We start from the raw sequence: 24098 nt of genomic DNA on the forward strand, positions 1-24098 counted from the left end.
ACTTTGATGGGGTCCGAGAAGGGAGGGGATCGAGGGGTGGGTGCCTCCAGGCGACGCGCAACGCCTGAAGAAGCCCACCCACCCCCGGCCCCTCCCTTGCAGGGAGGGGAGTTGGATGAGGGATTGAAACATGAACGAACTGACCAATTTCGCGAACCCGGTCGCCAAGCCCGAGACGTTCGACCAGATCAAGATCGGCATCGCCTCCCCGGACCGGATCCGTTCGTGGTCCTTCGGTGAGATCAAGAAGCCCGAGACCATCAACTATCGCACGTTCAAGCCCGAGCGTGACGGCCTGTTCTGCGCGCGCATCTTCGGTCCGATCAAGGATTACGAGTGCCTGTGCGGCAAGTACAAGCGCATGAAGTACAAGGGCATCGTCTGCGAGAAGTGCGGCGTCGAGGTCACCGTCTCGAAGGTCCGCCGCGAGCGCATGGGCCATATCGAGCTCGCCGCCCCGGTCGCGCACATCTGGTTCCTGAAGTCGCTGCCGTCGCGCATCGGCCTGCTGCTCGACATGCAGCTCAAGCAGCTCGAGCGCGTGCTGTATTTCGAGGCCTATATCGTCACCGAGCCCGGCCTGACGCCGCTCGAGAAGTTCCAGACTCTCACCGAGGACGAACTGCTCGACGCGCAGGATGAATATGGCGAGGACGCCTTCTCCGCCTCGATCGGCGCCGAAGCCGTCAAGACCATGCTCATGGATCTCGATCTCGAAGGCGAGAAGGAGGTCCTGCTCAAGGAGCTGGCCGAGACCAAGTCCGAGCTGAAGCCCAAGAAGATCATCAAGCGGCTGAAGGTTGTCGAGAGCTTCATCGATTCGGGCAATCGCCCGGAGTGGATGATCCTCGACGTCGTGCCGGTCATCCCGCCCGAGCTGCGTCCGCTGGTGCCGCTGGACGGCGGCCGCTTCGCGACCTCGGATCTGAACGATCTGTATCGCCGCGTGATCAACCGCAACAACCGCCTCAAGCGCCTGATGGAGCTCCGCGCGCCGGACATCATCGTGCGCAACGAGAAGCGCATGCTGCAGGAAGCCGTCGACGCGCTGTTCGACAATGGCCGCCGCGGTCGCACGATCACCGGCGCCAACAAGCGTCCGCTCAAGTCGCTGTCCGACATGCTCAAGGGCAAGCAGGGCCGCTTCCGCCAGAACCTACTCGGCAAGCGCGTCGACTATTCGGGTCGTTCGGTCATCGTGACCGGTCCGGAGCTCAAGCTGCACCAGTGCGGCCTGCCGAAGAAGATGGCGCTCGAGCTGTTCAAGCCGTTCATCTACGCGCGCCTCGACGCCAAGGGCCTCAGCATGACGCTGAAGCAGGCGAAGAAGTGGGTCGAGAAGGAGCGCAAGGAAGTCTGGGACATCCTGGATGAGGTCATCCGCGAGCATCCCGTCCTCCTGAACCGCGCGCCGACGCTTCACCGCCTGGGCATCCAGGCGTTCGAGCCCGTCCTGATCGAGGGCAAGGCGATCCAGCTGCACCCGCTCGTCTGCTCGGCGTTCAACGCCGACTTCGACGGCGATCAGATGGCCGTCCACGTTCCGCTGAGCCTCGAGGCCCAGCTGGAAGCGCGCGTGCTGATGATGTCGACCAACAACATCCTGTCGCCTGCCAACGGCAAGCCGATCATCGTGCCGTCGCAGGACATGGTGCTCGGTCTCTATTATCTGTCGATGATGAAGGAAGGCGAGCCCGGCGAGGGCATGCTGATTTCCGACATGAGCGAGGTCCATCAGGCGATCAACGCCAAGGCCGTGACGCTTCACACGAAGATCACGACCCGCGTCCCGCAGACGGACGAGGACGGCAAGCAGTATATGAAGCGCGTCGAGACGACGCCGGGCCGTATGCTGCTCGCCGAGACGCTGCCGAAGAGCCACAAGGTGCCCTTCGAGACCGTCAATCGCCTGCTGACCAAGAAGGAGATCGGCGACGTCATCGACATCGTCTATCGCCACACCGGCCAGAAGGAGACGGTGCTGTTCGCGGACGGCATCATGACGCTGGGCTTCCGCCACGCTTTCCAGGCCGGCATCTCGTTCGGCAAGGACGACATGGTGATCCCGGCGGCGAAGATCCCGCTCGTCGACGAGACCAAGCTGCTCGTGAAGGATTACGAGCAGCAGTATCAGGACGGCCTGATCACGCAGCAGGAAAAGTACAACAAGGTGATCGATGCCTGGTCGCGTTGCGGCGACCGCGTGGCGGGCGAGATGATGAAGGAGATCCAGGCGGTCAAGAAGCTGCCGAACGGTCGCGAAGCCGACATCAACTCGATCTACATGATGGCGCACTCCGGTGCCCGTGGCAGCCAGGCGCAGATCAAGCAGCTCGCCGGCATGCGCGGACTGATGGCCAAGCCTTCGGGCGAGATCATCGAGACGCCGATCATCTCGAACTTCAAGGAAGGCTTGACCGTCCTTGAGTACTTCAACTCGACCCACGGCGCCCGCAAGGGTCTCGCGGATACGGCGTTGAAGACGGCGAACTCGGGGTATCTCACCCGTCGTCTGGTCGACGTGTCGCAGGATTGCGTCATCGTCGAGATCGATTGCGGCACCGAGCGTGCCCTGGAGATGCGCGCCATCGTCCAGGGTGGCGCGACGATCGCATCGCTCGGCGAGCGCATCCTCGGCCGTACGACTGCCGAGGATATCCTCGACAGCAAGACCGGCGAAGTCGTCGCCCCCGAGGGCACGTTGCTCGACGAGGCGCTGATCCTGAAGATCGAGGCGGTCTCCCCGCAGGCGGTCAAGATCCGTTCGCCGCTGGTCTGCGAGAGCAAGGGCGGCGTGTGCGCGGCCTGCTACGGGCGCGATCTCGCCCGCGGCACGCCCGTGAACATCGGCGAAGCGGTCGGCGTCATCGCGGCGCAGTCGATCGGCGAGCCGGGCACCCAGCTGACGATGCGGACCTTCCACATCGGCGGCGCGGCGCAGCTGAACGAGCAATCGAACCTCGAGGCGGTGGCCGACGGCAAGCTGGAGCTTCGCGGTCTGCCGACGATCACCAACTCGCGCGGCCAGCGGATCAGCATGGCGCGTAACGGCGAGATCGGCATCGTCGACATGGATGGCCGCGAGCGGGCGACGCATCGCCTGCCTTACGGCGCGCAGATCATGTTCGAGGACGGCCATATCGTCACCAAGGGCGATCGCATCGCACAGTGGGATCCGGCCTACATGCCGGTCATCACCGAGAAGAAGGGCACGGTCCGCTATCAGGATCTCATCGAGAACCGCACGGTTCGCGAGGAATCCGACGAGACGACCGGCCTGACCCAGCGCGTCGTGATCGAGGATAGCGGCCGCGCCAAGAAGGACGATCTGCGGCCTCGCCTTACCCTGCTCGACGAGAATTCGGGCGAGGCGGGCATCAGCCGCCTGATCGTCGGCGCCGTCATTGCGGTGGACGACGGCCAGTCGGTCGAGGCCGGCGAAGTGCTGGCACGTGTTCCTCGCGAAGCCGCGAAGACGCGTGACATCACCGGCGGTCTGCCGCGCGTCGCCGAGCTCTTCGAGGCGCGCAAGCCGAAGGAGAATGCGATCATCGCCAAGATTTCCGGCCGGGTCGAATTCGGCAAGGATTACAAGGCGAAGCGCAAGATCCTGATCCGTCCGGAGGATGGCTCGGAGCCGATCGAGTATCTGATCCCGAAATCGAAGACGATCGACGCGCAGGAAGGCGACTACGTGAAGCGTGGCGACAACCTGATCGGCGGTTCGCCCGATCCGCACGATATTCTCGAGGTGCTCGGGATCGAGCCGCTCGCCGAATATCTCGTGTCGGAAATCCAGGAAGTCTATCGACTGCAGGGCGTGAAGATCAACGACAAGCACATCGAAACGATCGTTCGTCAGATGCTGCAGAAGGTCGAGATCACCGCGGCCGGCGACACGACCCTGCTCCCCGGCGAGCAGGTCGATCGCGAGGAGATGGACGAGATCAACGCCAAGGCAGCCCTCACCGGCGGCCTCCCGGCGGAGGGCAAGCCCATCCTGCTCGGCATCACCAAGGCTTCGCTGCAGACGCGCAGCTTCATCTCGGCCGCGTCCTTCCAGGAAACGACCCGAGTGCTGACCGAGGCTTCGGTGCAGGGCAAGATCGATACGCTGACCGGCCTCAAGGAGAATGTCATCGTCGGCCGCCTGATCCCGGCGGGTACCGGCGCCGGCATGAACCGTCTGCGCGTCACCGCCTCGTCGCGCGATGCGGCGCTGCGGGCGCAGCAGAAGAGCTGGCAGGCCTCGCTCATCGCGCCGAAGACCGCGGCCGAAGAGCATGCCGCCGAGCTCAAGCAGCCGGTGCAGGCCGATACGGGCAGCGATCCGCTGGCCGAGGTGGTAGCGGAGACGCACGGCACCGATGCCGATGCGGGCGATTATCTGAACAGCTGATCCCGCTCTTCAGCCGATAGAAAGCGCCGTCGTTCCGAAAGGAGCGGCGGCGTTTTCGTTTGTGTCCCGCCTGCCGCGATCCGGCCGCAATGAAGCGACAGACTGTGCCGATGAAACGCCTCCTGCCCGCTCTCGCCCTCCTCGCCCTCCTCGCCCTCACCGGCTGCGTCCGCACCGTCGGCTCGATCGTCACCGCGCCCGTCCGGGTCGCCGGCTGGGGTGTCGACAAGGCGACGACGAGCCAGAGCGAGGCGGATCGCAATTACGGCCGCAAGATGCGCAAGGAAGAGGAAAAGCGCGGCCGCGAGGAGCGCAAGCGCCAGAAGGAAGCCGAGAAGCAGCGCCGCGATTCGGAGCACTGAGCGCGCGCCGCAACGTTTTCGTGCCTATTCGCCGGGCGCGCTTTCATCGCTCGCTAACGCTTTTCGCGATGAACCGCGGATAAACGCGCGACTCCCCCGCTTCGCCGCACTGCAGCTTACAGCGCGGAAAAGTTCCCCTACCGGAAAATTCACCAGCGGGATCGGGGGATCTAGCATCTTGTTCAAGTCCATACGCGCGGCCGCAGCCGCATTGGTTCTCATTGCAAGCGTCGCGGCCCCCACGGCCGCCAACGCCCAGACCTATTGGCAGTGCGCCCCGTTCGCCCGCGTCTTCTCGGGCATCCAGCTGTTCGGCGCGGCCGCGAGCTGGTGGCACCAGGCGATCGGCAAATATGCCTCGGGCGGCGCGCCCAAGGCGGGTTCGGTCCTCGTGTTCAAGGCGATCGGCGCGATGCGCTCGGGCCATGTCGCGACCGTCACCAAGATCGTCTCGGATCGCATCATCAAGGTGACGCACGCCAATTGGGGTGGTGCGAAGGGCCGCGTCGAGAATGACGTGACCGTCGTCGATGCCTCGCCCAATGGCGACTGGAGCCAGGTGAAGGTCTGGTATTCCCCGATCCACGATATCGGCCAGCGCGCTTATCCGACCTACGGCTTCATCTATGGCGGCGCGAAGGCGGTTGCCGCCGAAGCGGTTGCCGCCGGCCACGCGATCGAGGCGCGGACCGCAAATACGGGCGCTTAAGCCCAGGCATTCTGATCCGTTGGTGCTGAGCTTGTCGAAGGCTCTCCTGAGCGACTGCCGCAGGCAGGCAGTCGAAGGGCACCGTCCTTCCTTTGTGGGCGGATGAAGAAAAGAACGGTCCTTCGACAAGCTCAGGACAAACGGGAGCCTGCAACCCGCGTTGCGCGGACTGCGGCCCTTCGTTAGGGCCGCCCGATGGAAGTCACAGACCTTCGCGTCGCCCTGTTCTCGGGAAATTACAATTATGTTCGGGACGGCGCTAACCAGGCGCTGAACCGCCTCGTCGGCTATCTGATGCGGCAGGGCGCCAAGGTGCGCATCTACAGCCCCAAGGTCGCGCGCCCGGCCTTCGCCTCGACCGGCCGTGTCGTCAACGTGCCCTCGCTCCCTCTGCCCGGCCGCGGCGAATATCGCGCGCCGCTCGGCATTCCCGGCAAGGTCCGCCGCGACCTGCGCGAATTCGGTGCGAACATCTTCCACGTCTCGAGCCCCGAAATCCTCGGCCACCGCGCGGTCACGCTCGCGCGCAACTGGGGCAAGCCGGTCGTGGCTTCGGTCCACACCCGCTTCGAGACTTATCCGCGCTATTACGGCTTCGCTTTCCTCGAGCCCGCGGTCGAGGCCTATCTGCGCCGCTTCTATCGCCGCTGCGACGCGATCTTCGCGCCTTCGGAATCGATGGCGCAGGTGCTGCGCGAACAGCGGATGAGCTACGATGTCGGCATCTGGACGCGCGGCGTCGACAACGAGCTGTTCACGCCTGCGCGCCGCGACATGGAATGGCGCCGCAGCATCGGCCTGGCCGATGACGAGCCCGCAATCGCCTTCGTCGGCCGGCTGGTGATGGAGAAGGGTCTCGACGTCTTCGCCGAGACGATCGACCTGATGGCGCAACGCGGCACGCAGGGGCGCATCGTCGTCGTCGGCGAGGGGCCGGCGCGCGAATGGTTCGAGAAGCGCCTGCCGGGCAATGCGATCTTCACCGGCTTCCAGCGGCGCGAGGACCTCGGCCGAGCGATCGCCTCGTGCGACATGCTGTTCAACCCCTCGGTCACCGAGACGTTCGGCAACGTCACGCTGGAGGCGATGGCGAGCGGCCTGCCGGTGGTCGCGGCGAACGCGACGGGCAGCGAGAGCCTCGTCGAGGACGGCGTGACCGGACGGTTGATCCGCCCCGGTGCCAACGAGGCGTTCGCGCAGGCGCTGCGCCTCTATTGCGAAGACAAGGGCGCGCGCGATGCCGCGGGCCGCGCCGGGCTTGCGGCCAGCGAGCGCTTCGCCTGGGACCGCGTCAATCAGGAGCTGGTCGACGGCTATCTGCGCGTCATCCGCCTGCGCGAAGCCGGCGGACTGCCGCGCAGCAAGGCGCGCTGACCGGCCGCTCGCCGGTCCGCTGTTCATTGCAAGCGGTTGTTGCGGCCCGGGTCGCGCCACGCGATAGTGCCGCATGATCCTTGTCGTGGAAGGCATCAGCGCCAGCGGGAAGAGCAGCTGGTGCGCGGAGCACGCGCCCGACCATATGATCGCCGAAAACGGACGTCTGCACGCCGTACCGGACCGAGCCAGCGACCCGGCCGGTGCGGCGCGCTTTTGGGCCGAGCGCAACGCGGATCGCTGGCAGGCGGCGTTGGCGATGGAAGGCGGGCAATCCTATGCGGTGTGCGACACCGATCCGCTGAAGCTTCATTACATCTGGAGCCTGTGGCAGATTGGCGAAGCGGCCGAACGCGACTGGTGGCTCGGTCTGGCGGCGACCCGCCAGACCGTCGCAGAGGGCCGGATCGGCTTCGCCGATGGCTATCTCGTCGGCACGATCGAGCCCGAGGCCGCCCGGAACCGCGCTCTCGCCGATCCGACCCGGCGCCGGCGAAACTTCGAACTGCATGTACGTCTCCAGCCCGCCTTGCTGGCTTGGTATGCCGCGCTCGACGCGATACTGCCCGGTCGCGTCCGGATCGACTTCCCATCCGAAATGCCAAGCATAGCGGACCAAGGCGGCCGATATGACCTGGCCGCGTTCGATGCGATGATCGAGGCACTGCCGAAACCGCCGATCCGCCCGTCTAGATAGCGAACAGCCGACCGGGCAGACAGGTTCGCGCTTTCGCGGACAGGGCGATGTGGCGTAAGGAATCGCGGATGCCCGCCAAGGCCGCCCCTTCCCGTCCGTTCGCGCGCCGCAAAGCGAGCCTGTTTCCGCCCGTGATCGGCTGCGACGAGGTCGGGCGCGGCGCGCTGTGCGGGCCGGTCGTCGTCTGTGCGGTGTGGTTCGAGCCGGAGGCCTTGCCCAAGGGGCTGCTCGCGCGGCTCGACGACAGCAAGAAGATCGAGCGCGACGAGCGCGAGGCGCTGTATCCGCTGATCGCGCGGGTCTCGCGCCTCTCGTTCGCGGCGCGGTCGGCGCGCTATATCGACGTCTACAATATCCGGAACGCGACCTTGCAGGCGATGACGCAGGCGGTGGGCCGGCTCGCGCTCGACGCGCCGGTGCGGATCGACGGGATCGACGTGCCGCGCGGAATACACGGCGATGCGCTCGCGGTGATCAAGGGCGACGCCAAGGTACCGCAGATCGCGGCGGCCTCGATCATGGCCAAGGTGCTGCGCGACCGGCTGATGGCGCGGCTCGCGCAGCGCCACGTCCATTATCGGTGGGAGCAGAATAGCGGCTACGGGACGAAGGCGCATCGCGACGCGATCATGACGCACGGCCATACGCCGCATCATCGCCGCTCGTTCGGCGATCTCTTCTCGATATTGTCAGGAGGGGCTGAGTGCCTCGTCGCGGAGGCCGCGCCAGATGCGCAGGGCCTGCACCGTCTCGAACGCGTCGTGGACGCGGACGAGCTGAACGCCCTGGGCGGCGCCAAGTAACGCGACCGCGACCGAGCCGCCGAGCCGCGCCTCGGCGGGCGCCTCGTTCGACAAGGCGCCGATGAAGCGCTTGCGGCTCGCGCCGAGCACGATAGCGCAGCCGAGGCCGTGGAACAGCGACAGGCCGTTCAAGATGGCGAGGTTGTGGCGGACCGTCTTGCCGAAGCCGATCCCGGGATCGACGAGGATGCGCGCGCGATCGACGCCGGCGGCGACCGCCGCCTCGATCCGCTCCTCGAGCCAGTCATAGACCTCGATCAGCACGTCGCCGTAGCGCGGATCGGCCCGCATCGTCTGCGGATCGCCCTGATGGTGCATCAGCACGACCGGGGCGCCGCGCGCCGCGACCAAGGCGGCGGCCTCGCCATCATACGTCAGCGCCGAGACGTCGTTGACGAGGCCGGCGCCGGCATCGAGCGCGGCGGCCATCACCGCCGCCTTGCGCGTATCGATCGACACCGCCGCGCCCGCGCCGGCGAGCAGGTGGATGACGGGCGCGACGCGCGCGATCTCGTCCTGCTCCCAGACGGTGGCCGCACCCGGGCGGGTCGATTCGCCGCCGACATCGAGCAGCGCCGCGCCGGCCTCCAGCATCCGCATTCCCGCCGTCACGGCGGCGGCGGGATCCGCGTGGAGGCCGCCATCGGAGAAACTGTCGGGCGTGAGGTTGAGGATCGCCATCACCTGCGGCTGATCGAGGCGGATCGTGCGCGCACCCATCTGGAGCGGCGGACGCGGCGCGGTCAGGCGGGCGAGGGAGGAGCGGCCCTGCGTCGCCAGATCGCCTGGCAGCGAGGCGAGAAAATCGTCCAGCGCCTCGATCGGCACGAGCGTCTGGGCGATGCGTCGCCCCGCCTCCACCTCGATGATCTCGATCGCCGCGAAGAAGCACAGCCCGCCGGCGAGCCGCAGCACCTTGCCGTCATGCCCGAACGGCGCATCGACGAAGCTCGTCGGCCGCAGATAGAGACGGGACTGCGCCACCGCGCCGATCAGTGCAGCTTGGCGATCGGAAGCCCGTCTAGCTTGGCGCGGTCCTTCACCGATTCCTCGCTGCGAGTGAGCGCCTTGGCGATGGCCTTCAGGGGCATGCCCTTCTTGGCGAGCGTGTGGAGTTTCTGGATCTCGTCGGGCTTCCAGGGCTGACGATGTCGTTCGAAGCGTTCGGCCATCGGGGGCTCCTACAGGCTGGCGCGGTCGGCGTCATGCCTCTCCGGCAATGCCGCTCTTATTGGCCGCCGCGCGGCGTGCTGAGCTTGGGCAATTCCGCGCGCACGAGCACGCCGTCGCCATTGCGATCGAGGATCTTGAAGCGCGCGGCGGCGGCGACCTCGAACTCGAGCTTGGTGACGCCGCGATCCATGTTCGCATCGGCGGCGATGACGGGCTCGGGCGTGATGATCCAGCTGTAGCGGCCCGCGCCGAGCCGCGTCGGATAAGGCGGGTCGGTGAGCTTGCCGTCCGAATCGACCTTGATCTTCGAGACGTCGCCATAGGTGGAGGTGACCATCACTTCGGGAGCGATGTCGGTCTCGTAATGGAGCAGCTCCTCGGGGCCGATGACGCCATCATGATCGGTGTCGATCGTCGCGAAGAAGCGCGCCGCATCCGCCTGGAATTCGGCTTTCGTGACGCGGCGATCATTGTCCTTGTCGGCCTGCACGAACCAATGTTCGGCGCCAGACAGCTTGTCCTCCGAGCGGAACGGCTCGCCCATCGGGCTCAGGAAGACGGTCGGGCCGTCGATCGGATCGACCGGCTTCGACTGGCCGCTGACCGTGATCTCGGGCGTCCCCTCGCCCGGCGGCGCGGCGGCGGGCGGGGTCGCGGCGGGCGCGGGTGGCTGTTGAGCCACCGCGGGTGCGCAGCAGAAGGTCAAGACAAGCGAGGCGGCAAGCGCGGGGAGACGGGCCATGCGGGCTCCATAACGACGGATCGGGCGACGCACCGCTTTTATTGTCGCGCCGCCCGGACATTGCGACGAATGGGGCGACGAACCGAGCGACGACCGGGCGACGAATCCTCAGAGCGCGGCAGCAGCGGCGAGGTGACGCTGGCGCAGCGCATCGATCGGCAGCAACTTGCCCGCTTCCTCGACATGCCAGAAGGTCCAGCCGTTGCACGACGGCGCCCCCTGCAGGGTCGCGCCCAATTTGTGGATCGAGCCCGCCGTGCCGTCGGCGCAGACGAGGCCGCCATCGGCCATCACCTCGGCATGCCAGCGGCCTTTGGCGTCGCGCAGCCGGCAGCCGGGCGCGATCAATCCGGATTCGACGAGCAGGCCGAAGGCGACGCGCTTCTCGCCCTTTCGTTCGGGCACGACGAGCATCGCGCTTTCGTCGAGCGGCAGCGTCGCGTCGATCCGCGCGCGGGCGGCATCGACATAGGTCGTCTCGCGATCGATCCCGATCCAGCGGCGGCGCAGGCGCCGCGCGACCGCGCCGGTCGTGCCCGTGCCGAAGAAGGGATCGAGGACGATGTCGCCGGGGCGGCTGGCGGCGAGCAGGACGCGATAGAGCAGAGCCTCGGGCTTCTGCGTCGGATGCGTCTTGTGCCCGTCCTCGTCCTTCAGCCGCTCGGCGCCCGAGCAGATCGGCAGCTCCCAGTCGGAGCGCATCTGGACGTCGTCGTTGAGAGTCTTCATCGCGCGGTAATTGAACGTGTAGCGCGCCTTGGGGCCCTTCGACGCCCAGATCATCGTCTCATGCGCGTTGGTGAAGCGCGTACCCTTGAAATTGGGCATCGGGTTCGACTTGCGCCAGACGATGTCGTTGAGGATCCAGAAATCGGCATCCTGGAGCGCAGTGCCGACGCGGAAGATGTTGTGATAGCTGCCGATCACCCAGATCGAGCCATCATCCTTCAGGATGCGGCGCGCCTCTTTCAGCCAGCGATGCGTGAAGCGATCATAAGCGGCGAGGCTGTCGAACTTGTCCCACGCATCGTCGACCGCGTCGACCTGGCTGCCGTCGGGGCGGAACAAATCGCCGCCGAGCTGAAGATTATAGGGCGGATCGGCGAAGATCATGTCGATGCACTTGTCGGGCAGCTTCGCCATTTCGGCGATGCAATCCCCGATCAGGATCGTGTCGAGCGGCAGCAGCGCCAGCTGCGGACGCGCGAGACCTGCTTCCCTGATCGGACGTATCGCCCCCACGTTTTCGCCTTTTCCCGCCCGTTCCGGCGCGCAAATGAATCCAGCGGGACTCTCCGGTCAAGAGTCCGCGTGCGAAAGGCACCGGTCTGCCCGGCTCCTCCGCCCGGACGATCGCAAAGTTATCCACAGGATGTGGCGATCGTTGGCAGGGACGGACTCAAATTGTGGTGGTGTTGCCGAAAAGACTCGCTGTGCGCAGGATCGCCGCGCCGCGCGAGCCCTTGAGATGAAGGGTCCGCACGGCTAAACCGGCGCGGCAACAGGACGGGGACAGCATATGGCCGATGGCGCACCAATGGATCAGAAGGCGCATGAAGCGACCTATTCGCGCTTCATCGGGCTTGCCAAGACGGGCACCGTGATCTGCGCGCTCATCGCCGCGCTGGTCGTCTTCCTGATCTCCCGCTGATTTCGTGACGATAAAGATCGCCGTCCTCAAAGAGACGGCGACCGGAGAGGCGCGCGTCGGCGCGACACCTGAAACGGTCAAAAAGTTCGTCGGCCTGGGGGCCGATGTCGCGGTCGAGAGCGGCGCGGGTCTGGGCGCTTCCGTCGCCGATGCCGATTATGCGGCGGCGGGCGCCACGATCGGCGATCGCGCGGCAGTGCTGGCGGGCGCGGAGATCGTGCTCGGCATCCAGGGTCCGGACCCCGCTGCGCTGACGGGCGCCAAGCCCGGTGCGTGGATCGTGGCCGGGCTCAACCCGTTCGGGGATCGCGCGCGGATCGAGGCTTATGCCGCCGCGGGCTATGAGGCGCTGGCGATGGAATTCATGCCGCGCATCACGCGCGCGCAATCGATGGACATCCTCTCCTCGCAATCCAATCTCGCCGGCTACAAATCGGTGCTGATGGCGGCCGCCGAATATGGCCGCGCCTTTCCGATGATGATGACCGCGGCGGGCACCGTCTCGGCCGCGCGCGCCTTCGTCATGGGCGTCGGCGTCGCCGGGCTGCAGGCGATCGCGACAGCGCGGCGGCTTGGCGCGCAGGTTTCCGCGACCGACGTGCGATCCGCCACGAAGGAGCAGATCCAGTCGCTCGGCGCGAAGCCGATCTTCGTGGAGAATGTGCAGGGCATCGAGGGCGAAGGCGCGGGCGGCTATGCGACCGAGATGAGCCCCGAATATCAGGCGGCGCAGGCGGAGCTGATCTCGGCGCACATCGCCAAGCAGGACATCGTCATCACCACCGCTCTGATCCCGGGTCGGCCCGCGCCGCGCCTGATCTCGGACGCGCAGATCGCCTCGATGCGTGCGGGTTCGGTGATCGTCGATCTCGCGGCCGAGAGCGGCGGCAATGTCGAGGGTGCGGTCTCGGGCGAGACGGTGGTGAAGCATGGCGTGAAGATCATCGGCGCCAAGAATGTCGCGGGCACGATGGCGGCGGATTCGTCGGCGCTCTTTTCGCGCAACCTGTTCAACTTCCTGTCGGCTTTCTGGGACAAGGAGGCGGGCAAGCCGGTGCTGGACGAGGAGATCGGCGACGCGATCCGGCTGACCAGGGACGGCAAGATCGTGAACCCGAGATTGCTTTCATGATCCTCCGCACGGGGAAGGGCACTGCCTTTCATCCTCCCCTGACCCTCCACCATGTTTCGCATGGTCCCCCTCCCCATGCTTCGCATGGAGAGGAACTTAGCGTCGGAGCCGCCTGATGGACTTCATCTCGATCCTGTCGATCTTCGTGATGGCCTGTTTCGTCGGCTATTATGTCGTCTGGTCGGTAACGCCGGCCTTGCACACGCCGCTAATGGCGGTGACCAACGCGATCTCGTCGGTGATCATCGTCGGCGCGTTGGTGGCAAGCGCGGCGGGGGCGCTGGGTGGTTCGGCGACGTCGAAGTGGCTCGGGCTGGTCGCGGTGGCGCTGGCCAGCGTGAACATCTTCGGCGGCTTCGCGGTCACCGCGCGGATGCTGGCAATGTACAAGAAGAAGGACCGGCCGGCGGCCAAGTGAGCCGGCACGGGAGGATGCCGGGACGCCACGCGCGCAAGCGAGCGGACCGGCCAGGGGGAATTGAGCAATGCATGAAGCCGTAGCCGTCAATCCGTGGGCGATGCTGCCCTATCTGGTCTCGGGCATCTGCTTCATCCTCGCGCTGCGCGGACTCTCCAGCCCCGCCTCCAGCCGCAACGGCAACCGCTTCGGCATGGCCGGCATGGCGCTGGCGATCGTCACGACATTGATCACGCATGCGCCGGGCAGCAGCCAGCGCGTCTGCCCGATCGCGGCGGATTGCTGGACGGTCTTCACGGTCGACTGGATCAGCGCGATCGAGATTGCCGGCGCGATCATCATCGGCGGCGGCATCGGCATCGTCACGGCCCGGCGGATCGCGATGACGGCGATGCCGCAACTCGTCGCCGCCTTCCACAGCCTCGTCGGCCTCGCCGCGGTGCTCGTCGCGATCGCGGCCTATCTCAACCCGCAGGCGTTCGGCATCCTCCAGCCCGACGGGCGCGACATCTTCCAGAGCAGCCGGATCGAGATGGGACTGGGCATCGCGATCGGCGCGATCACCTTCTCGGGCTCGGTCATCGCCTTTCTGAAGCTCAACGGCACGATGGGCGGCAAGCCCATCATGCTGCCCGGCCGCCACATCATCAATCTGGCGACGATCGCAGCGATCCTGATCCTCGTCGGCCTGTTCCATCTCGATACGCCGGGCCTGTTCTGGGCCATCGCGATCCTGTCCTTCGCGATCGGCTTCCTGCTGATCATCCCGATCGGCGGCGCGGACATGCCCGTCGTCGTCTCGATGCTGAACAGCTATTCGGGCTGGGCGGCGGCGGCGATGGGCTTCACGCTCCACAATAGCGCGATGATCATCACCGGCGCGCTCGTCGGATCGTCGGGCGCGATCCTCAGCTACATCATGTGCCGGGCGATGAACCGCAGCTTCATCAGCGTGATCGCGGGCGGCTTCGGCGGCGACAGCGGCGGGGCGGCCGGCGGCGAGGCGAAGGAACAGCGCCCGTGGAAGCGCGGGTCCGCCGAGGATGCGGCGTTCCTGATGAGCCAGGCCGAGCAGGTCATCATCGTCCCCGGCTACGGCATGGCCGTCGCGCAGGCGCAGCATGCGCTGCGCGAGATGGGCGACGTGCTGAAGGCGCAGGGCGTGACCGTCAAATACGCGATCCACCCCGTCGCGGGGCGCATGCCGGGGCACATGAACGTGCTGCTCGCCGAGGCCAATGTGCCCTATGACGAGGTGTTCGAACTGGAGGACATCAATTCGGAATTCGCGCAGACCGACGTCGCCTTCATCATCGGCGCCAACGATGTCGTGAACCCCGCCGCCAAGACCGACAAGAGCTCGCCCATTTACGGCATGCCCGTGTTCGACGTGAACAAGGCCAAGACCGTGCTGTTCATAAAGCGATCGATGGGCGGCGTCGGCTATGCGGGCGTCGACAACGACGTCTTCTACCAGGACAATACGATGATGCTGCTCGCCGACGCCAAGAAGATGGTCGAGGAGATCGTGAAAGCGATGGCGCACTAGCCGTCGCGCACTCACGTTCCACCGCAGACGCATCGACAGGATCGCGCCTGCGCTCCTAAGCGTTGACCCATTGCAAACGACATTCGACGGAGAGCCGCGCAGTGGCCGACAGCAAAGCCGATAAAGACAAGACGCCCGAGGCGGCCAAAACGCCCGCCACGCCGAACGTCGGCATGTGGATCGGCGCCGGCGTGGGCGCGGGGATCGGATCGGCCGCGCTTGCCGCCGCCCTTCTCTATGCGACGCGCAACCGCAAGAAGAAGAGCCAAGCGAAGGACTGACGCTCAGGCGTCGGTCACGAGCAACCGATCGATCTCGCGTTCGACGAGCGCGCTGAAGCTCGCGGCCGTGGCGGTCACATCGATGCCGGGCGCTGCCAATTGGCGCTGCGGCAGCCCGACGATCAGCACCATGATGACGTCGACGAGCCGCGCTCGCGCCGTTTCGCACGACCTCGCGGGCGCAATGGCGGCGATCGCGCGCGCGAGATTCGCGCTGATCCGCTCGTCGGCCCGCTGCAACAGGCAGGCGATCCGCGCATTGCGCGCCGACTCGACGAGGATCTGCGAGAGCAGCCGCCCTTGCGCCGGATCGCAATCGCGGCGGATGAAATCGCCGAGCCAGTGTCGCACGGCCGCGGGATCGCGACTCGCGATCGCCTCGTCGAGCGCCGGCTCGTCGAGGAACTCCATCAGATCGGCGCGGACGATATCGGCGACGATCGCCTCCTTGCCGTCGAAGTCGCGATAGATCTGGCCGACCTTGATCCGGGCCGCATCCGAAATCTGCGCCATCCGCGTATTCTGAAAACCCTGGGCGGCGAAAAGCACGCGCGCAGCATCGGAAACCTGCTTCCGACGCGCGCCGATTCTCGGCGATTTCGCGGCGCAACAAGCCGGCTCGGAACTTTCCACGATGCCAATCGTCCTGACGAAGCTTGACCGCAGTGCAACATTTAGGTTAGCCACGGCTGGTGTGAATTCTTATTCACATACCCCTTTGCGGATCAACCGGAAAATTTCATGCAGCTTCGAAGCGCCAGCCTCCTCCTGCTTCTCGCGCTTGGAGCGTGCGGCAAGAAGGAGACGCCACCGCCGCCTCCACCGCCGGAGGTGGGCGTCATCACGCTTACGACGGGCAGCGCGACGCTGACGTCCGATCTGCCCGGCCGGATCGCTGCGTTCGAAACCTCCGAAGTCCGCCCGCAGGTGAGCGGCCTCATCGAATCGCGCCTGTTCAAGGAGGGCCAGGAAGTCCGCCAGGGGCAGCCGCTCTACCAGATCGATGCCGCGCCCTATCGCGCGCAGGTCGCCAACGCCCGCGCCGCGCTCGCGCGCGCGCAGGCCGCGATCGCCTCCAGCCAGGCCTTGTCGCGCCGTTACGGCCAGCTCGTCGCGATCAACGCGATCGCCAAGCAGGATTATGAGAACGCGCAGACGACCGCCGCGCAGGCGCGGGCCGATGTCGGCGCTCAGCGCGCCGCGCTGCAGACCGCCGAGATCGATCTGCGCCGCACGCACATCAACGCGCCGATCTCGGGCCGGATCGGGCGGGCGACGTTCACGCCCGGCGCGCTCGTCACCTCGGGCCAGGCCGACGCGTTGACCACGATCCAGCGGATCGACACGGTCTATGTCGATCTCACCCAATCCTCGGCCGACCTGCTCAAGATGCGCCAGCAGATCCTGCAGGGAACCGTCGCCGGCGGCGGCGCGACCGCGCGCGTGCGCCTGAAGCTGGAGGATGGCAGCGCCTATCCGATCGAGGGGACGCTGCAATTCGCCGACGTCACCGTCGATCCCACCACCGGATCGCAGACGATCCGCGCCACCTTCCGCAATCCGCAGCGCCTGCTGCTGCCCGGCATGTATGTCCGCGCCGAGATCGTCGACGGCGTGACGCGCAATATCCTGCTCGTGCCGCAGCGCGCCGTTTCGCGCGACGAGAAGGGCAATCCGACCGTGATGGTCGTCGGCGCCGGCAACAAGGTGGAAAGCCGCCAGATCACGACCAGCCGGACGGCCGGCGCGGACTGGATCGTCAGCGACGGGCTGAAGCCCGGCGACAAGGTGATCGTCGAAGGCGGCATGATGCTGCGTCCCGGCGCGCAGGTGACGCCCAAGCCCTATACCGGCAAGCCGGAAGCAGGCGGTGCCGCCGCCCCCGCCCAGCCCGCAGCCTCGAAGTAATCGGCCGCCCCAATGTCACGCTTCTTCATCAATCGGCCGATCTTTGCGATCGTGATCGCGATCGTGCTGATGCTGGTCGGCACGATCGCCATCACCCAGCTGCCGATCTCGCAATATCCGGCGATCGCGCCGCCGCAGATCGCGATCAACGCGACCTATCCGGGCGCCGATGCGCAGACGCTGGAGAACACGACCACGCAGGTCATCGAGCAGCAGCTGAAGGGCATCGACAACCTTCGCTATTTCTCGTCGAACTCGAGCTCGGCCGGCACCGTCACGATCACGCTGACCTTCGAGCAGGGCACCAACGCCGACATCGCGCAGGTCCAGGTCCAGAACAAGCTGCAGGCGGCGACCCCGCTGCTGCCGCAAGAAGTGCAGCAGCAGGGCATCCGCGTCGTCAAGGCGACGCAGAACTTCCTGATCTTCATCGGCCTCTATTCCGATAATCCCAAGCTGCATGATGCGGACGATCTGAGCGATCTCGTCGTCTCGAAGATCCAGGATCCGGTCAGCCGCATCAGCGGCGTCGGCGACACGCAGGTGTTCGGCAGCCAATATGCGATGCGCATCTGGGTCGACCCCCTGAAGCTGCAGACCTACAGCCTGACGATGACCGACGTCTCCGCGGCGGTGACCGCGCAGAACGCACAGGTCTCGGCCGGACAGCTCGGACAGGCGCCCGCGCCCGCCTCGCAGATGCTGAACGCGACCGTGACCGTCTCGTCGCGCCTGCAGACGGCCGAGGAGTTCGGCGCGGTTCGGCTCAAGACCAATCCCGACGGCTCGGTCGTGCGGATCCGCGACGTGGCGCGCGTCCATATCGGCGCGGAGACGTTCGGCTTCGAAGGCAAGTGGAACGGGTTGCCCGCCTCGGGCATCGCGATCAAGCCGGCCGCCGGCGCCAACGCCCTCAATACGGTCGAGCTCGTCAAGACGCGCGTCAACGAGATCGCCAAGCAATTCCCGTCCGACGTCCACGTCATCTACCCGTACGACACGACGCCGTTCGTGCGGCTGTCGATCAAGCAGGTCGTGGAGACGTTGGTCGAGGCGGTCGTGCTCGTGTTCCTCGTCATGTTCCTGTTCCTGCAGAACTGGCGCGCGACGCTCATTCCGACGATCGCGGTGCCTGTCGTGCTGCTCGGCACCTTCGCGATCCTCGAGGTCGCCGGCTATTCGATCAACGTCCTGACCCTGTTCGGCATGGTGCTGGCGATCGGCCTGCTCGTCGACGATGCGATCGTCGTCGTCGAGAATGTCGAGCGGCTGATCGTGACCGAGCATCTGAGCCCGCGCGACGCGGCGATCAAATCGATGGACGAGATCACCGGCGCGCTCGTGGGCATCGCGCTCGTCCTGTCGGCCGTGTTCCTGCCGATGGCTTTCTTCGGTGGATCGACCGGCGTCATCTATCGCCAGTTCTCAATCACGATCGTCTCGGCGATGGCGCTGTCGGTGATGGTCGCCTTGATCCTGACGCCCGCGCTCGCGTCGCTGATCCTGAAACCGCACGATCCGGACAAGAAGGAGAGCAAGGGTCTGCTCGCCCGCTTCTTCAACGGCTTCAATTATTATTTCGATCGCGGCCAGCAGAAGTACGAAAACGGCGTCCGCTCGACCGCGTCGCGCTGGGCCCGTTCGCTGATCGCTTATACGCTGATCGTCATCGGCATGGCATTCCTGTTCACCCGCCTGCCGACGGGCTTCCTGCCCGACGAGGATCAGGGCGTCGCGATCGCGCTCGCCCAGCTTCCCGCCGGCGCGACCAAGGCGCGCACCGATGCGGCGCTCGCCCATGCGCGCGACCATTTCCTGAAGACCGAATCCGCCGCCATCCAGGGCGTCTATACGATCAGCGGCTTCTCCTTCTCGGGCCAGGGCCAGAATGCGGGCATCATCTTCATCCCGCTCAAGAATTGGGAAGAGCGCAAGGGCGCGCAGAACCGCGCGCAGGCGATCGTCGGCCGCGCGATGGGCACGTTCTCGCAATGGCATGACGGGCTGATCTTCGCGCTGATCCCGCCTGCCGTGCAGGAATTGGGCAACGCGACCGGCTTCGATCTCCAGCTCGTCGACGAGGCCGGCATCGGCCATGAGAAGCTGCTCGCGGCGCGCAACCAGCTGCTGGGCATGGCGTCGCAGGATCCCCGCGTCGCCGGTGTTCGTCCCAACGATCTGGAGGATGCGCCGCAGCTCAAGATCGATGTCGATCAGGACAAGGCGGCCGCGCTCGGCCTCTCGATCGCCGACGTGAACAGCACGATCTCGACCGCGTGGGGCGGCAGCTACATCAACGACTTCATCGATCGCGGCCGCGTGAAGCGCGTCTACGTCCAGGCCGACGCGCCCTATCGCATGAAGCCCGAGGATCTCGCCAACTTCTACGTGCGCGGCACGAATGGCCAGATGGCGCCCTATTCGGCCTTCTCGACGGTCAGCTGGTCGAACGCGCCGGTCGCGCTGACCCGTTATAACGGCCAGCCCTCGATGGAATTGCTCGGCACCCCCGCCCCCGGCGGCAGTTCGGGCGTGGCGCTGAAGGCGATGGAAGAGATGCAGGCCAAGCTGCCTGCGGGAACCGGCCTCGAATGGACCGGCCTGTCCTATGAAGAACAGCTCTCCGGCGGCCAGGCGCCCTCGCTCTACGCCCTGTCCCTCGTGGTCGTGTTCCTCTGCCTCGCGGCGCTCTACGAGAGCTGGTCGGTGCCGATCGCGGTGATGCTGGTCGTGCCGCTCGGCGTGGTCGGCGCGCTGTTCGCGGCGTGGATCACGGGGCTCAACAACGACATCTATCTGCAGGTCGGCCTGATCACGACGATCGGCGTCTCGGCGAAGAACGCGATCCTGATCATCGAATTCGCCGAGGAACGGGTGCGCGAAGGCATGAATGCGTTCGATGCGGCGGTGGCGGCGGCCAAGCTTCGTCTGCGGCCGATCCTGATGACCAGTCTCGCCTTCATCTTCGGCGTGTTCCCGCTCGCGATCGCCACGGGCGCGGGCGCGGGCGGGCAGAACGCCATCGGCCGCGCGGTCGTCGGCGGCATGCTCTCGGCGACGGTCCTCGCCATCTTCTTCGTGCCGATGTTCTTCGTCGTCGTCAGCCGCCTGTTCGGCCACGGCCAAGGGAAGACCAAGCCCGATCAGGGGCACCAGCCCGCGGAGCAGGAGGCATGATGATGCGCACCCGCTCGCTCGCTTTCCTGCCGCTGATCGCGCTCGCCGGCTGCGACATGGCGCCCAAGCATGTGCGCCCGGCCGGCGACGTGCCGACGACGCTGCCGCAGGGCGGCGTCTACAGGCCGGCGTCCCCTGCCGCGGCCGACCCGACCACCATCGCCTGGCGCGATTTCTTCACCGACGACAGCCTGCGCCAGGTGATCGCGCTCGGCCTGGAGAATAATCGCGACCTGCGCATCGCCGCGGGCAACGTGCTCCAGGCGCGCGCGCAATATCGCGTGCAGCGCGCCGATCTGCTGCCGACGTTGAACGGCACCGCATCCGCGACCTTCACGAACAGCCCGCTCGGCCTTTCGGGCACGGGGACGGGAACCGGTACGGGCACGGGAACCGGGACCGGCACGGGGACGGGCGTGAGCACCGGTGCTGCCGGGGGTGCGACCACCAGCACGGATACGATCAAGATCTACCAGGCCAATATCGGGCTGTCCGCGTTCGAGATCGATCTGTTCGGCCGCGTCCGCAATCTGACGAAGGCGGCGCTCGAGCAATATCTCGCGACCGAGGAAGGTCAGCGCTCGACCCGGATCACGCTGATCGGCGAGATCGCGACGGCCTATGTGACGCTCGCGGCCGATCAGGAACGGCTGGCCGTCGCGCACGAGACGCTGAAGAGCTTCGAGGAGTCGCTGCGACTGACCCGCGCGCAATTCCGGATCGGCATCGCCTCCGAACTGGAAGCGCGGCAGTCCGAGACCAATTACGAAGGCGCCAAGAACGACGCCGCCGCGCTCGACGCGCAGATCGCGCAGGACCAGAATGCGCTGAACCTGCTCGTCGGCACGACGGTGCCCGCCGAATTGCTGCCCCGCGAGCTCGGCGACAAGGCGCTGACGATCAGGGATCTGCCGGCGGGGCTGAGTTCGGAAGTGCTCCAGCGCCGGCCCGACGTGCTACAGGCCGAGCACCAGCTGATGGCGCAGAATGCCAATATCGGCGCGGCGCGCGCCGCCTTCTTCCCGCAGATCTCGTTGACCGCGACGTTCGGCACGATCAGCACGGCACTGTCCGGCCTGTTCGCGAGCGGATCGGACGCGTGGACGGTCGCGCCATCGGCGGTGCTGCCGATCTTCGACTTCGGCCGCAACCAGAACAATCTGCGCTACGCCAAGGCCAGCCGCGACGTCGCGGTCGCCACCTATGAGCGGACGTTGCAGACCGCATTCCGCGAAGTCGCGGACGCTTTGGCGCAGCGCAGCACGATCGATGCGCAGATCGGCGCGCGCGAACGGCGGGCCAATGCGGCGGCCGTCGCCGCTCGACTCGCCGATGCGCGCTATCGCGCCGGGGTTGATTCCTTCCTGACCTCGCTGGACGCGCAGCGCACGTCCTATGCCGCAAATCTGGATCTCACTCAGACGCGACTGACCCGCGCGACTAATTTGGTGACGCTCTACCGGACGCTCGGCGGTGGATTGAACTAACTGCTTGCAGAAGGGCGCGACTCGGATACCTTCTCCGTGAATGGAGAGGCACATGTCGATAACCTTCGATTCTGCTACCGAAAGTCCGCAAGACACCGCCGACAAGAGTGTCGTTATCCTGCAAAGCCTCATCTGTCTTCTTCGCGAGCGCAACATATTGTCGCGCGCCGACATCGAAGAACTTTGCGAGAAGGTGCAGGCCCGCGCGGAGCGGCGGGAAGCGGCCGATCCGCTGCCCTGTTGCGACAAGGAAGCCAGCCAGGCCGCGACGATCGTCTCCAGCCTGTCCGACTATCTGGGCCGGCGCTACGGCGGAAAGCATCGCCACCGTTCCCTGTAAGGCCAAGTGAGGCCCGGCCCGCGGCTCTCCTATTCGACCCACTGCGCGCGCGTATAGCCTTGCGCCCATAGCAACGCCGACAGATCACCGACTTCGATGCGCGCTCCTGCGGCGGCCGCGGTCTTGGGTTTGGCACGAAAAGCGACGCCGAGACCCGCCGCCTGAATCATCGGAATATCGTTGGCGCCATCTCCGACCGCCAGCACCTCGGCGGTATTGATCCCCAACGCTTCCGCCTCGGCCAGCAGCGTCCGGCGCTTGGTCTCCGCCCCCACGATCGGCCGCGCGACCCGCCCGGCGAGCTTTCCGTCGGCAATCTCCAGCACGTTGGAGAGCGCGCGATCGAAGCCGATCTCCGCCGCGACGCGATCCGCGAACACGGTGAAGCCGCCCGAGACGAGCACGCACCGCGCCCCGTTGGCGCGCATCGTTCGGATCAGGGGAATGGCGCCCGGCATCAGCCGCACGCGCTCCTCGTAACAGCGATCGATCATCTCGGCGCCCAGCCCCGCCAACAGGGCGACGCGCGCGTCGAGCGCCGCCTCGAAATCCAGCTCGCCGCGCATCGCCCGTTCGGTGACCTCGGCGATCTCGGCCTTGATCCCCGCATAATCGGCGAGCTCGTCGATGCACTCGATCGTGATCATCGTCGAATCCATGTCGGCGACGAGCAGTTTCTTGGCACGACCGGCGGCGGGCTGGACGACCACGTCGGCGCCCCCAATCAGGCCTTCGAGCACGGCGCGCGCGGCGCCGGCATCGATGCGCGCGACGGGCAGATCGACCGCGAAGCCCTCGTCCAGCCAGCGCGGCTCGCCGGCGACGCCGCCCGCGCCGCCGATCGCCAGCGCTGCCTTGTCCAGATCCTGGAGGCCCAGCCTGCCTTCCGGTGCTATCAACGTCGCGATGAGCAAGCCCGACCCTTCCGATCTTCCGCGGGTGGCGCTCATCGCAGGACCGACGGCGAGCGGCAAGTCGGCGATCGCGCTCGATTTGGCCGAGGCGGAGCAAGGCACGATCATCAATGCCGATGCGAGCCAGGTCTATCGCGACCTGCGCATCCTGACGGCGCGGCCGAGCGAAGAGGACGAAGCCCGCGCGCCGCACCTGCTGTACGGTTATCGCGACGGGGCTCATGCCTGCTCGGCAGCGGACTGGGCGGCGGACGCGCGCGCGGCGATCGATGCGGTGCTGGCCGAAGGCCGCCTGCCGATCCTCGTCGGCGGCACCGGCCTCTATCTGCGCACGCTACTCGACGGGATCGCGCCGATCCCCGCGGTCGATCCCGCGATCCGCGATGCGGTGCGCGCGATGGATGCCGCCACCGCCCATTTTTGCCTGTCGCGCGAGGATCCGGCGGCCGCGGCACGGCTCGGCCCGGCCGATACCGCGCGCAACCAGCGCGCGCTGGAGGTGATCCGCAGCACCGGTCGATCGATCCTGTCGTGGCGGGCCGAACGCGAGGGCGGGATCGGCGCCACCATTCGCGCGGAGGTCCGGATCGTCGATCCGCCCACGGCCGATCTGTATGCTCGCTGCGATGCACGGGTCGAATCGATGGTCCTCGGCGGCGCGCTGGACGAGGTCGCGGGCTTGATGGCGCGGCGCCTGCCCGCCGACCTGCCCGTCATGCGCGCGATCGGCGTTGCACCCTTTGTCGCTTATCTGGGGGGGCTGCAGATGCTCGACGAGGCGAAAGCCGCGGTTGCGCAGGCGACGCGGCAATATGCCAAACGCCAGCGAACCTGGTTTCGAAATCAACGACTTGTTAACCAAGCATTCGACGTCGCCGCGTCGTGACGATCCGTTAACGGATTCGGGGTAAGCCGAAACGGCGCTAAAAAGCCGATTGCAAACAGGTGTAACGGGCTCGCCGCGATCGTTGCGGACCCGAAG

22 protein-coding genes are annotated in these 24098 nt (G+C 66.5%); 16 read left to right on the forward strand and 6 right to left on the reverse strand.

The window, feature by feature from the left end:
- The first annotated feature begins 130 nt into the window (after positions 1-130).
- The 6 genes from rpoC (at position 131) to Q4F19_RS18860 (ending at position 8344) form a co-directional block, all read left to right on the forward strand.
- Positions 131-4399 carry a DNA-directed RNA polymerase subunit beta' gene (gene rpoC / locus Q4F19_RS18835; RefSeq protein ID WP_303545965.1) on the forward strand — a complete coding sequence of 1423 codons (4269 nt, stop codon included), beginning with the start codon at positions 131-133 and terminating at the stop codon, positions 4397-4399.
- Positions 4400-4488: 89 nt separating this feature from the next.
- Positions 4489-4761 (forward strand): hypothetical protein, encoded by a 273-nt coding sequence (locus tag Q4F19_RS18840; protein ID WP_303545967.1) that lies wholly within the window; start codon positions 4489-4491, stop codon positions 4759-4761.
- A 178-nt stretch (positions 4762-4939) separates the two neighbouring features.
- Complete coding sequence (locus Q4F19_RS18845) at positions 4940-5470, forward strand: CHAP domain-containing protein (RefSeq protein WP_303545969.1); 531 nt, start codon at positions 4940-4942, stop codon at positions 5468-5470.
- 195 nt (positions 5471-5665) lie between these two features.
- Positions 5666-6844: a glycosyltransferase family 4 protein gene (locus tag Q4F19_RS18850; protein WP_303545971.1), complete on the forward strand. Its 1179-nt coding sequence runs from the start codon at positions 5666-5668 to the stop codon at positions 6842-6844.
- 73 nt (positions 6845-6917) lie between these two features.
- Complete coding sequence (locus Q4F19_RS18855) at positions 6918-7541, forward strand: hypothetical protein (RefSeq protein WP_303545973.1); 624 nt, start codon at positions 6918-6920, stop codon at positions 7539-7541.
- A gap of 68 nt (positions 7542-7609) precedes the next feature.
- A complete protein-coding gene (locus Q4F19_RS18860) occupies positions 7610-8344 on the forward strand; it encodes a ribonuclease HII (RefSeq protein ID WP_303545975.1) in 735 nt (244 codons plus the stop codon).
- Here Q4F19_RS18860 and folP read toward each other — a convergent pair.
- The 4 genes from folP to Q4F19_RS18880 form a co-directional block, all read right to left on the reverse strand.
- The gene (gene folP, locus Q4F19_RS18865; protein WP_303545976.1) at positions 8231-9328 is read right to left on the reverse strand and encodes a dihydropteroate synthase; all 1098 of its coding nucleotides are present in this window, start codon (positions 9326-9328) and stop codon (positions 8231-8233) included. The genes Q4F19_RS18860 and folP overlap by 114 nt on opposite strands.
- A gap of 8 nt (positions 9329-9336) precedes the next feature.
- Positions 9337-9516 carry a hypothetical protein gene (locus Q4F19_RS18870; RefSeq protein WP_303545977.1) on the reverse strand — a complete coding sequence of 60 codons (180 nt, stop codon included), beginning with the start codon at positions 9514-9516 and terminating at the stop codon, positions 9337-9339.
- Between the two features lie 56 nt (positions 9517-9572).
- On the reverse strand, positions 9573-10259 hold the full coding sequence (locus Q4F19_RS18875) for an EF-hand domain-containing protein (RefSeq protein ID WP_303545978.1): 687 nt from the start codon (positions 10257-10259) through the stop codon (positions 9573-9575).
- 108 nt (positions 10260-10367) lie between these two features.
- On the reverse strand, positions 10368-11483 hold the full coding sequence (locus tag Q4F19_RS18880; RefSeq protein ID WP_431312431.1) for a site-specific DNA-methyltransferase: 1116 nt from the start codon (positions 11481-11483) through the stop codon (positions 10368-10370).
- 295 nt (positions 11484-11778) lie between these two features.
- Between Q4F19_RS18880 and Q4F19_RS18885 the strand changes: the two genes are divergently transcribed.
- The 5 genes from Q4F19_RS18885 to Q4F19_RS18905 all read left to right on the forward strand — a co-directional run bounded on the left by Q4F19_RS18885 (position 11779) and on the right by Q4F19_RS18905 (position 15290).
- Entirely contained in the window at positions 11779-11910 is a 132-nt protein-coding gene (locus Q4F19_RS18885; protein WP_303545982.1) for an aa3-type cytochrome c oxidase subunit IV, read from the forward strand.
- A gap of 10 nt (positions 11911-11920) precedes the next feature.
- A complete protein-coding gene (locus Q4F19_RS18890) occupies positions 11921-13042 on the forward strand; it encodes an NAD(P) transhydrogenase subunit alpha (RefSeq protein WP_303546093.1) in 1122 nt (373 codons plus the stop codon).
- Positions 13043-13157: 115 nt separating this feature from the next.
- Entirely contained in the window at positions 13158-13460 is a 303-nt protein-coding gene (locus Q4F19_RS18895; protein ID WP_303541592.1) for an NAD(P) transhydrogenase subunit alpha part 2, read from the forward strand.
- A gap of 67 nt (positions 13461-13527) precedes the next feature.
- On the forward strand, positions 13528-15009 hold the full coding sequence (locus tag Q4F19_RS18900; protein ID WP_303545984.1) for an NAD(P)(+) transhydrogenase (Re/Si-specific) subunit beta: 1482 nt from the start codon (positions 13528-13530) through the stop codon (positions 15007-15009).
- Between the two features lie 101 nt (positions 15010-15110).
- Positions 15111-15290 carry a hypothetical protein gene (locus Q4F19_RS18905; RefSeq protein WP_303545986.1) on the forward strand — a complete coding sequence of 60 codons (180 nt, stop codon included), beginning with the start codon at positions 15111-15113 and terminating at the stop codon, positions 15288-15290.
- A 3-nt stretch (positions 15291-15293) separates the two neighbouring features.
- Here Q4F19_RS18905 and Q4F19_RS18910 read toward each other — a convergent pair whose 3' ends face one another.
- On the reverse strand, positions 15294-15839 hold the full coding sequence (locus tag Q4F19_RS18910; protein ID WP_303545988.1) for a TetR/AcrR family transcriptional regulator: 546 nt from the start codon (positions 15837-15839) through the stop codon (positions 15294-15296).
- A gap of 192 nt (positions 15840-16031) precedes the next feature.
- Between Q4F19_RS18910 and Q4F19_RS18915 the strand changes: the two genes are divergently transcribed.
- Genes Q4F19_RS18915 through Q4F19_RS18930 form a run of 4 tightly spaced genes read left to right on the forward strand, consistent with a single transcriptional unit; the run spans position 16032 to position 22202 of the window.
- On the forward strand, positions 16032-17198 hold the full coding sequence (locus tag Q4F19_RS18915) for an efflux RND transporter periplasmic adaptor subunit (protein ID WP_303545990.1): 1167 nt from the start codon (positions 16032-16034) through the stop codon (positions 17196-17198).
- Positions 17199-17210: 12 nt separating this feature from the next.
- Positions 17211-20375 carry an efflux RND transporter permease subunit gene (locus Q4F19_RS18920; protein ID WP_303545992.1) on the forward strand — a complete coding sequence of 1055 codons (3165 nt, stop codon included), beginning with the start codon at positions 17211-17213 and terminating at the stop codon, positions 20373-20375.
- Positions 20372-21862 carry an efflux transporter outer membrane subunit gene (locus Q4F19_RS18925; RefSeq protein WP_431312429.1) on the forward strand — a complete coding sequence of 497 codons (1491 nt, stop codon included), beginning with the start codon at positions 20372-20374 and terminating at the stop codon, positions 21860-21862. Before Q4F19_RS18920 ends, Q4F19_RS18925 begins: the two co-directional genes overlap by 4 nt.
- A gap of 52 nt (positions 21863-21914) precedes the next feature.
- Complete coding sequence (locus Q4F19_RS18930; protein WP_303545994.1) at positions 21915-22202, forward strand: hypothetical protein; 288 nt, start codon at positions 21915-21917, stop codon at positions 22200-22202.
- 29 nt (positions 22203-22231) lie between these two features.
- Here Q4F19_RS18930 and serB read toward each other — a convergent pair whose 3' ends face one another.
- The gene (gene serB, locus Q4F19_RS18935; RefSeq protein ID WP_303545996.1) at positions 22232-23116 is read right to left on the reverse strand and encodes a phosphoserine phosphatase SerB; all 885 of its coding nucleotides are present in this window, start codon (positions 23114-23116) and stop codon (positions 22232-22234) included.
- Here serB and miaA point away from each other — a divergent pair.
- Positions 23109-24002 carry a tRNA (adenosine(37)-N6)-dimethylallyltransferase MiaA gene (miaA, locus tag Q4F19_RS18940; RefSeq protein ID WP_303545999.1) on the forward strand — a complete coding sequence of 298 codons (894 nt, stop codon included), beginning with the start codon at positions 23109-23111 and terminating at the stop codon, positions 24000-24002. The two genes, serB and miaA, sit on opposite strands and share 8 nt — an antisense overlap.
- Positions 24003-24098: the final 96 nt, after the last annotated feature.

Source organism: Sphingomonas natans (assembly GCF_030546695.1).
GTDB classification, from domain to species: domain Bacteria; phylum Pseudomonadota; class Alphaproteobacteria; order Sphingomonadales; family Sphingomonadaceae; genus Sphingomonas_I; species Sphingomonas_I natans.

Excerpts from the sequence above, each read along its gene's own strand:
- Q4F19_RS18920 (WP_303545992.1), top strand. The coding sequence starts at position 17,211 with ATGTCACGCTTCTTCATCAATCGGCCGATCTTTGCGATCGTGATCGCG.
- Q4F19_RS18895 (WP_303541592.1), top strand. The coding sequence starts at position 13,158 with ATGGACTTCATCTCGATCCTGTCGATCTTCGTGATGGCCTGTTTCGTC.
- Q4F19_RS18875 (WP_303545978.1), bottom strand. The coding sequence starts at position 10,259 with ATGGCCCGTCTCCCCGCGCTTGCCGCCTCGCTTGTCTTGACCTTCTGC.
- Q4F19_RS18850 (WP_303545971.1), top strand. The coding sequence starts at position 5,666 with ATGGAAGTCACAGACCTTCGCGTCGCCCTGTTCTCGGGAAATTACAAT.
- Q4F19_RS18870 (WP_303545977.1), bottom strand. The coding sequence starts at position 9,516 with ATGGCCGAACGCTTCGAACGACATCGTCAGCCCTGGAAGCCCGACGAG.
- Q4F19_RS18915 (WP_303545990.1), top strand. The coding sequence starts at position 16,032 with ATGCAGCTTCGAAGCGCCAGCCTCCTCCTGCTTCTCGCGCTTGGAGCG.
- Q4F19_RS18840 (WP_303545967.1), top strand. The coding sequence starts at position 4,489 with ATGAAGCGACAGACTGTGCCGATGAAACGCCTCCTGCCCGCTCTCGCC.
- rpoC (WP_303545965.1), top strand. The coding sequence starts at position 131 with ATGAACGAACTGACCAATTTCGCGAACCCGGTCGCCAAGCCCGAGACG.
- Q4F19_RS18925 (WP_431312429.1), top strand. The coding sequence starts at position 20,372 with ATGATGATGCGCACCCGCTCGCTCGCTTTCCTGCCGCTGATCGCGCTC.
- Q4F19_RS18930 (WP_303545994.1), top strand. The coding sequence starts at position 21,915 with ATGTCGATAACCTTCGATTCTGCTACCGAAAGTCCGCAAGACACCGCC.
- Q4F19_RS18900 (WP_303545984.1), top strand. The coding sequence starts at position 13,528 with ATGCATGAAGCCGTAGCCGTCAATCCGTGGGCGATGCTGCCCTATCTG.
- Q4F19_RS18885 (WP_303545982.1), top strand. The coding sequence starts at position 11,779 with ATGGCCGATGGCGCACCAATGGATCAGAAGGCGCATGAAGCGACCTAT.
- miaA (WP_303545999.1), top strand. The coding sequence starts at position 23,109 with ATGAGCAAGCCCGACCCTTCCGATCTTCCGCGGGTGGCGCTCATCGCA.
- Q4F19_RS18860 (WP_303545975.1), top strand. The coding sequence starts at position 7,610 with ATGCCCGCCAAGGCCGCCCCTTCCCGTCCGTTCGCGCGCCGCAAAGCG.
- Q4F19_RS18855 (WP_303545973.1), top strand. The coding sequence starts at position 6,918 with ATGATCCTTGTCGTGGAAGGCATCAGCGCCAGCGGGAAGAGCAGCTGG.